General features: G+C 73.0%; 5 protein-coding genes and 1 pseudogene. 5 read left to right on the top strand and 1 reads right to left on the bottom strand.

Going from position 1 to position 6,101, the window contains the following annotated elements:
* The first annotated feature begins 216 nt into the window (after positions 1-216).
* The gene (locus H5J33_RS20140) at positions 217-1,158 is read left to right on the top strand and encodes a cation diffusion facilitator family transporter (RefSeq protein ID WP_181796327.1); all 942 of its coding nucleotides are present in this window, start codon (positions 217-219) and stop codon (positions 1,156-1,158) included.
* A gap of 194 nt (positions 1,159-1,352) precedes the next feature.
* Positions 1,353-1,946, top strand: a complete 594-nt coding sequence (gene idi, locus H5J33_RS20135) for an isopentenyl-diphosphate Delta-isomerase (protein WP_181796326.1) — start codon at positions 1,353-1,355, stop codon at positions 1,944-1,946.
* Between the two features lie 9 nt (positions 1,947-1,955).
* Here idi and H5J33_RS20130 read toward each other — a convergent pair whose 3' ends face one another.
* A complete protein-coding gene (locus H5J33_RS20130) occupies positions 1,956-2,450 on the bottom strand; it encodes an ATP-binding protein (RefSeq protein ID WP_181796328.1) in 495 nt (164 codons plus the stop codon).
* A 257-nt stretch (positions 2,451-2,707) separates the two neighbouring features.
* Between H5J33_RS20130 and H5J33_RS20125 the strand changes: the two genes are divergently transcribed.
* The 3 genes and pseudogenes from H5J33_RS20125 to H5J33_RS20120 form a co-directional block, all read left to right on the top strand.
* Positions 2,708-3,472, top strand: a complete 765-nt coding sequence (locus tag H5J33_RS20125; RefSeq protein WP_181796325.1) for an enoyl-CoA hydratase/isomerase family protein — start codon at positions 2,708-2,710, stop codon at positions 3,470-3,472.
* Between the two features lie 151 nt (positions 3,473-3,623).
* Positions 3,624-3,752 (top strand): annotated as a pseudogene (locus H5J33_RS37600) (LPFR motif small protein); the annotation flags it as partial.
* 107 nt (positions 3,753-3,859) lie between these two features.
* Positions 3,860-6,101: Tex family protein (locus H5J33_RS20120; RefSeq protein ID WP_181796324.1), on the top strand; the 2,242-nt coding region annotated here is incomplete at its 3' end.

Raw genomic sequence — 6,101 nt, 5'->3', positions numbered from 1 at the left:
CGCCGTAGAGGCGCCCGTGACGGCGGGCCGCAGGCCAGCGGTGGCGGAAGGAGCGCCGGTCCCGGCGCGGGTGGCGCCGGGTGGGGCGAAGCGTGCTGACCTGCGGAACGTTTCCGCAGGTCACGGCACATGACAACGGTGTTCAGTGCCGCGTTGCCAATACCCCCTACCCGTAGTTCACTGGCCCTCCGGGCAGACAAACGGAAGGCGGTAGTCATGGGGGCAGGGCACGACCACGGGCACGCGCACTCCCACGCGCCGGCCCCGGGTACGGCCACGGCCGCCTATCGCGGCCGGCTGCGCGTGGCGCTGGGCATCACGCTCACGATCATGGTGGTGGAGATCGTCGGCGGCCTGGTCGCCGACTCGCTCGCGCTGATCGCGGACGCGGCGCACATGGCGACCGACGCCGTCGGCCTCGGCATGGCGCTGCTCGCGATCCACTTCGCGAACCGCCCGCCGAGCGCCAACCGCACCTTCGGCTACGCGCGCGCCGAGATCCTCGCGGCCCTCGCCAACTGTCTGCTGCTGCTCGGGGTCGGCGGATACGTCCTGTACGAGGCGGTCCAGCGGTTCGTCGAGCCCGCGCCGACCCGGGGCGGACTGATGATCGTGTTCGGTCTGGTGGGCCTGGTGGCGAACTCCGTCTCGCTGCTGCTGCTGATGCGCGGGCAGAAGGAGAGCCTGAACGTGCGCGGCGCGTTCCTGGAGGTGGCCGCGGACGCGCTGGGCTCGGTGGCGGTGCTGCTGTCGGCGGCGGTGATCCTGACCACCGGCTGGCAGCCGGCGGACCCGGTCGCCTCCCTGGTCATCGGGCTGATGATCGTGCCGCGCACGCTGAAGCTGCTGCGCGAGACGCTGGACGTGCTGCTGGAGGCGGCCCCCAAGGGCGTCGACATGGCGCAGGTGCGGGCGCACATCCTGGCGCTGGACGGCGTGGAGGACGTGCACGACCTGCACGCCTGGACCATCACCTCGGGCATGCCGGTGCTGTCGGCGCACGTGGTGGTCAGCTCCGAGGTGCTGAACGCCATCGGGAACGAGAAGATGCTGCACGAACTCCAGGGCTGCATCGGCGACCACTTCGACGTGGAGCACTGCACGTTCCAGTTGGAACCGGGCGGGCACGCGGAGCACGAGGCGCGGCTCTGCCACTGACGGCGCGGGTGCCACGCGACTCGGCCGCAGCTCGCCGCCCGGTGCGCCCCGGACGGTTTCCCGGGGCGGAGGCCGGGCACGATGGGCTACCGGGTCCGGGGCCGGTGGCGCGCCGCGCGGAGACACGGGGCGCGCCCGGGGTGCCGGATCCGTACGGCAGACTGGGGAAGCTGGGACCGAAGCGAAGGATGCGTATGCCGATCACACCCGCCACCGCGACCCACGGCTCGTCGGAGGACACCGCAGAGGCGATCTTGCTGGAACTGGTCGACGAGAACGGTGTGACGATCGGCACCGAGGAGAAACTCGCCGCCCATCAGCCGCCGGGGCGGCTGCACCGGGCGTTCTCGGTGTTCCTCTTCGACGAGCGGGGACGGCTGCTGCTCCAGCAGCGGGCGCTCGGCAAGTACCACTCCCCCGGTGTGTGGTCCAACACCTGCTGTGGACACCCGTACCCGGGCGAGGCGCCGTTCGCGGCGGCGGCCCGGCGCACCCACGAGGAGCTCGGCGTGTCGCCGTCGCTGCTCGCGGCGGCCGGCACGGTCCGCTACAACCACCCGGACCCCGCCTCGGGCCTGGTGGAGCAGGAGTACAACCACCTGTTCGTCGGCCTGGTGCAGGCGCCGCCCGCGCCGGACCCGGAGGAGGTCGCCCAGACCGTCTTCGTGACGGCGGGCGAGCTGGCCGAGCGGCACGCACGGGACCCGTTCTCGGCGTGGTTCACGACCGTGCTGGACGCGGCCCGGCCGGCGATCAGGGAACTGACGGGCCCGGCCGCCGGCTGGTGACACCGCCCGCTACGGCAGCGCCGGGGGCTTGAGCGGCAGGGCGGCCCAGATCACCTTGCCGCCGCTCGTGGTGTGCTCCACGTCGACCACCCCGCCCGCCTCCCGGGCCACCTCGCGGACCAGGAGCAGCCCCCGGCCGCCGGTGCGGCCGTGGTCGGCCTCCAGGGCGGTGGGGCGGTAGGGGTGGTTGTCCTCCACCGACACCCGCACCCACTCGGCTCCCACGGCCACCTCCACGGCGAGCACCGGCGACAGCAGCGCCGCGTGCCGCACCGCGTTGGTGACCAGCTCGGTGACGATCAGCAGCAGTCCGTGCACCAGGTCGTCGGAGGCCGGCACGCCCTGGCGCAGCAGCAGGTCCCGTACCGCGTGCCGGGCCTCGGGCACCGAGGCGTCCACCGCGGCCGCGGTGAACCGCCAGACGCCTTCGTACGGCAGGGGGCCCGGCGGCCGTTCGCCGCCGCCCGCGGGGCACGGGCCGTCCCCGTGCCCGTGGTCGTCCATCGTCCGGTCGCCGTCCTCGCACTCGATTGTCACCACACGTCGAGTGTTGGTAACGATGCGCTGCCACCCGGACACCTGAACACAACTCGGCGGGTATCGAACGCTTTCTGACCGACCGTGCCTGACCTGGTCGCGGGCGGGACTGTTCCTGCTCTGCGGGCGCCGGTTCGCGAACTAGTCGGGTTGTACGGGTTTGCCCGGCCGTGCCGTCCGCTCCCCCGGCGGCGCCCCACGATGCCTCCGCTACGATCCGCCGCATGGACCCCCAGCTGTCCCATCACGTCGCCGGCTCCGTCGCCACCGTGGTGATCCGTCATCCCGCCAAGCGCAACGCCATGACGGCGGCGATGTGGCGGGCCCTGCCCCCGCTGCTGGACACCCTGGCGGCCGACCCGGACGTCCGGGCGCTGGTGCTGACCGGCGAGGGCGGCACCTTCTGCGCGGGCGCCGACATCACCACGCTCCAGGACGGGCCGGAGGAGGCGCAGGGCCTCGCGGTGGCGGCCGAGGAGGCCCTGGCCGCGTTCCCCAAGCCGACCGTCGCCGCGGTGCGCGGACACTGTGTGGGCGGCGGTGCGCAGCTGGCGGCGGCCTGCGATCTGCGGCTGGCGGAGGAGGGGGCGCTGTTCGGGGTGACGCCGGCGCGGCTCGGCATCGTCTACCCGGCCTCGGCCACCCGCCGGCTGGTGTCCCTGGTGGGCCCGGCCACCGCCAAGTACCTGTTGTTCACGGCCGAGTTGATCGACGCCGGGCGGGCGCTGCGCACCGGTCTGGTGGACGAGGTGCTGCCCGAGGGGGAGCTGGACAAGCGGATCGCGGAGCTGACCGGCGTCCTGGTGTCCCGCTCGCAGCTCACCCAGGCCGCCGCCAAGGAGTTCACGGCCGGCCGCACCGACCGGGACGCCCACTGGGCGGCGCGGGCGCGCGAGAGCGGCGACACCGCGGAAGGGGTCGCCGCGTTCCTGGAGCGCCGGCAGCCGCGCTTCACGTGGACGGCGTCCACGTCGTCCACGACGGGCTGAGGCGCGGCCCGCGGGCGTCCGGAGCCGTGCAGCGGCCGGACGGTCACGCTCCCGGCGCCCCTCCGGGGCCCTGGTTCGCCGTCCCGTGGTTCCCCGGGCCGTCGTGCCGTACCCGGTGCGCGCTGGTTCCCGGACGAGAGGAGACCGTGCCGTGTTCCGTGCCCTCGCAGACGTACTGCGGCGGACCGGCGGCGCCGTCGCGACGGTGGTCACGCTGCCGTTCCGGGCGCTCGCCCGGCTGTTCGGCACAGCCTCGTCCGCCGCGCGCGGCAGCCGGGCCCGACCTCCCCGGGCCCGGCGCCCCGCCGGGCGCCGCCCTGCTCCCCGGTCGCCGGTGTCACCTGCCACAATTGCCGCGCAACCCCAGTGGAGAAGGCGGTACGGGACGTGACCACACCCGGGTCCCTCGGAGCAGGGTCCATCGAAGGCAGGATCGCCGAGGAACTCGGCGTACGGGAGCGGCAGGTCAAGGCCGCGGTGGAGCTGCTGGACAGCGGCTCGACGGTGCCCTTCATCGCGCGCTACCGCAAGGAAGCGACCGAGATGCTCGACGACGCGCAGCTGCGCACGATCGAGGAGCGGCTGCGCTATCTGCGGGAGCTGGAGGACCGGCGGACCGCGATCCTGGAGTCGGTGCGGGAGCAGGGCAAACTCACCGAGGAGCTCGAGGCGCGGATCCGCGGCGCCGAGACCAAGGCGCGGCTGGAGGACGTCTACCTGCCGTACAAGCCCAAGCGGCGCACCAAGGCGCAGATCGCGCGCGAGGCGGGCCTGGAGCCGCTCGCGGACGGGCTGCTGGCCGATCCGACGGTGGAACCGCAGGCCGCGGCGGCCGCGTTCGTGGACGCCGGCAGGGGCGTGGCCGATCCGCAGGCCGCGCTGGAGGGTGCCCGGGCGATCCTGACCGAGCGGTTCGCCGAGGACGCCGACCTGATCGGCGAGTTGCGCGAGCGCATGTGGGTGCGCGGGCGGCTCGCCGCGAAGGTGCGCGAGGGCAGGGAGGAGGCGGGCGCCAAGTTCGCCGACTACTTCGACTTCGCCGAGCCGTTCACCGAGCTGCCCTCGCACCGGATCCTGGCGATGCTGCGCGGGGAGAAGGAGGAGGTCCTGGACCTCGTCCTGGAGCCGGAGGAGCCCACCGAGGGCCCGTCGTCGTACGAGGGCATCGTCGCCTCGCGGTTCGGGATCGCCGACCGGGGCCGCCCGGCCGACAAGTGGCTGACGGACACGGTCCGCTGGGCCTGGCGCACCCGGATCCTGGTGCACCTCGGGATCGATCTGCGGCTGAGGCTGCGCACGGCCGCCGAGGACGAGGCGGTGAACGTGTTCGCGGCGAACCTGCGGGACCTGCTGCTGGCCGCGCCGGCCGGCACCCGCGCCACGCTCGGCCTCGACCCGGGTTTCCGTACCGGGGTGAAGGTCGCCGTGGTCGACGCCACCGGCAAGGTCGTCGCCACGGACGTGATCTACCCGCACGTTCCCGCCAACAAGTGGGACCAGGCGATCGCCACGCTGGCGCGGCTGGCGAAGGAGCACGCGGTCGAGCTGATCGCGATCGGCAACGGCACGGCCTCCCGCGAGACCGACAAGCTCGCCGGTGAACTCGTCGCGAAGCACCCGGAGCTGAAGCTCACCAAGGTGATGGTGTCCGAGGCGGGCGCGTCGGTGTACTCGGCGTCGCAGTACGCCTCGCGGGAGCTGCCGGACCTGGACGTGTCGCTGCGGGGCGCGGTGTCCATCGCGCGGCGCCTGCAGGACCCGCTGGCCGAACTGGTGAAGATCGACCCGAAGTCCATCGGTGTCGGCCAGTACCAGCACGACCTGTCCGAGGTGAAGCTGTCCCGCTCGCTGGACGCGGTCGTCGAGGACTGTGTGAACGGCGTCGGCGTGGACGTCAACACCGCGTCCGTGCCGCTGCTGTCGCGCGTGTCGGGCATCTCCGCCGGGCTGGCCGAGAACATCGTGGCGCACCGGGACGCCAACGGTCCCTTCACCTCCCGCGCGGAGCTGAAGAAGGTGGCGCGGCTCGGCCCGAAGGCGTACGAGCAGTGCGCGGGCTTCCTGCGCATCCGGGGCGGCAAGGACCCGCTGGACGCCTCCAGCGTGCACCCGGAGGCCTACCCGGTGGTACGTCGCATGGTGAAGACCACGGGCCAGGAGGTGGCGTCCCTCATCGGCAACACAGGGGTGCTGCGCTCGCTGAGGCCGGCCGACTTCGTGGACGACACCTTCGGTCTGCCCACCGTCACCGACATCCTCAAGGAGCTGGAGAAGCCGGGCCGCGACCCGCGTCCCGCCTTCAGGACGGCCACCTTCAAGGAGGGTGTGGAGAAGATCTCCGACCTGTCCGCCGGGATGGTCCTGGAGGGCGTGGTGACGAACGTGGCGGCGTTCGGCGCGTTCGTCGACGTCGGCGTCCACCAGGACGGCCTGGTGCATGTGTCGGCGATGTCCAAGTCGTTCGTGAAGGACCCGCGCGATGTCGTCAAGCCCGGTGACATCGTGAAGGTGAAGGTCCTGGACGTGGACATCCCGCGCAAGCGGATCGCCCTGACCCTGCGGCTGGACGACGAGGCGGCGGCCTGGACGTCGTGGTGGCCACCTCGGCCTTCGGGATGGGCATCGACAA

This window comes from Streptomyces sp. WELS2 (assembly GCF_013870595.1).
Lineage (GTDB): Bacteria > Actinomycetota > Actinomycetes > Streptomycetales > Streptomycetaceae > Streptomyces.
Note: the sequence above shows the minus strand (reverse complement) of the source record. Positions and strands in the feature narration are given on the sequence as shown.